At 57.2% G+C, this 1291-nt stretch carries 1 protein-coding gene; it reads right to left on the bottom strand.

The window, feature by feature from the left end; genetic code table 11:
- Positions 1 to 18: 18 nt before the first annotated feature.
- Positions 19 to 1241 (bottom strand): IS3 family transposase gene (locus HMPREF2990_RS00975; protein ID WP_141757739.1). Its coding sequence is split into 2 segments (ribosomal slippage): positions 19 to 965 and positions 965 to 1241, totalling 1224 coding nucleotides; the frame shifts between segments, so codons are not numbered across the junction.
- Between the last annotated feature and the right edge of the window lie 50 nt (positions 1242 to 1291).

The following is a 1291-nucleotide window of genomic DNA, read 5'->3' as shown; positions in this document are numbered from 1 at the left end:
GGTTTGGTTCCGCTTCTTTTACGGCCCTGTGTTGATGGGCTCGGTGAGATAATACTCGGTTTCTACTTCCTGTGGGGTGGCGTAGTCCAACGCCTCGTGAAGACGTTTGGTGTTCCACCAGTGCACCCACCGCAGGGTGGCGAGCTCAACTTCTCCTACTGATGTCCACGGGCCTTGAGGATGGATAAGTTCAGCCTTGTAGAGACCGTTAACAGTCTCGGCCAGCGCGTTGTCATAGGAATCTCCGACTGTGCCGACACTCGGCCGGATCTCGGCTTCGGCCAAAGCGGTGGAGTACTTCAGTGACACGTACTGACTTCCCCGGTCACTGTGGTGTATCAGCTGGTCGCCATGGATTCGACCGGCAGTCGTTAATGCATGTTCCAGTGCCTCCATCGGCAGCGCATCGGTGCGCATCGTAGAGCGGGTGGCAACACCAACTATTTTGCGGCTGTAGACATCAATGACAAACGCGGTGTACGCAAATCCTGACAGGGTGCGAACATAGGTAATGTCGGCAACCCAAAGCCGCCCGGGGGCTGTTGCCCGGAAGTTTCGCTGCACAAGATCCGGACGATGATCCGGAACTTTAGGGCTGATCGTGGTGACCGGGGTGCGTCCACGTCGTCGACCAGACACACCTGCAAGTTTCATCAGGCGCGCGGTCTTGTCGCGGCCGATATGAAAGCCCTCACGGTTCATGGCGTGCCACATCTTACGAATGCCGTAGACCGAGAAGTTTTCCGCATGGACGCGCTGAATCTCTGGGATAAGCAGGCTATCGCTTAAAGCCCTGGCGCTCGGGGCGCGGGTGATGGCTTTACGGTAGCCGCGAGAGGTGATGAATCCACGATCTGCCTGTTTCAAAACACGGCAGATGGCCTCGACCCCAAATTGCTCCTTGTACTCGTCAATGTAGGAGATCATCTGGTCGTGGGTCGGTCGAGCTCCGCTGCGAAAAAAGCCGAGGCAGTCTTGAGGATTCCGTTGGCTCGCTTCAGCTCGCGGTTTTCCCGGCGTAGCCGTTTGAGCTCTTCTTCCATGGTTTCGCCATCTGTTGGTGCGGCCTGCTCATGGGCGACGCTGTCGCGATACCAGGCGCGCAACGTGTGGTGGGACACGCCAAGGAGCTCTCCGACTGCCTCGTACGCACGTTGCCGTGAGCAAGACTCCAGACGGACCATCTCTAGGACTTGATGGACCGCCTTCTCCTTGAATTCGGCGGAATACTTTCTGGGCATAGTGCCAATCCTTCCTTAGCAGAGGTAGGAACTAAACCCAGGACGCTTCA

Source organism: Corynebacterium sp. HMSC071B10, from assembly GCF_001814825.1.
GTDB lineage: Bacteria > Actinomycetota > Actinomycetes > Mycobacteriales > Mycobacteriaceae > Corynebacterium.
Note: the sequence above shows the minus strand (reverse complement) of the source record. Positions and strands in the feature narration are given on the sequence as shown.